The following is a 595-nucleotide window of genomic DNA, read 5'->3' as shown; positions in this document are numbered from 1 at the left end:
TGATACAAAAAGGCGCTGAAGACTTCTTAGAAAAACCCATCAATGCCGACCGTCTTAAAACCTCTGTGGCACTGCATCTAAAACGAGCCAAATTGGAAGACTTGGTAGAAAACATTCAGTCTACCTTCGATCGCCACAACTATCATGGCTTCATTGGCTCAAGCCTACCGATGCAAGCGGTATACAAAACGATAGATGCCGTCGCACCAACCTCGGCCAGCGTCTTTATCGTCGGTGAAAGTGGCACGGGTAAAGAAGTGTGCGCCGAAGCCGTTCATCGCCAAAGTGATCGCAGAGACAAACCTTTCATTGCCATAAACTGTGGTGCGATACCACGAGATTTGATGGAAAGTGAGATTTTCGGTCACGTTAAAGGGGCGTTTACTGGCGCAACCACAGACAGAAAAGGCGCAGCAACATTAGCCCACGGTGGGACGCTATTTCTCGACGAGCTGTGTGAAATGGAACTGGAAATGCAGAAAAAGCTACTGCGCTTCTTACAAACGGGCACTTACACCCCACTTGGCGGCACAAAAGAGATGAAAGTCGATGTACGTATCATTTGCGCCACCAACAGAGATCCACTTACAGAAGT

General features: G+C 48.2%; 1 protein-coding gene. It reads left to right on the top strand.

What is annotated here, in order from left to right; all coding sequences use genetic code 11:
- Positions 1-595, top strand: a 595-nt coding sequence (locus tag R7R24_RS28670) for a sigma-54-dependent transcriptional regulator (RefSeq protein WP_318120453.1), incomplete at both ends; no start/stop codon positions are given.

The organism is Vibrio sp. 704, from assembly GCF_033339295.1.
The sequence above is the reverse complement of the archived record's forward strand: the minus strand, read 5'-3'. Positions and strand labels throughout refer to the sequence as shown.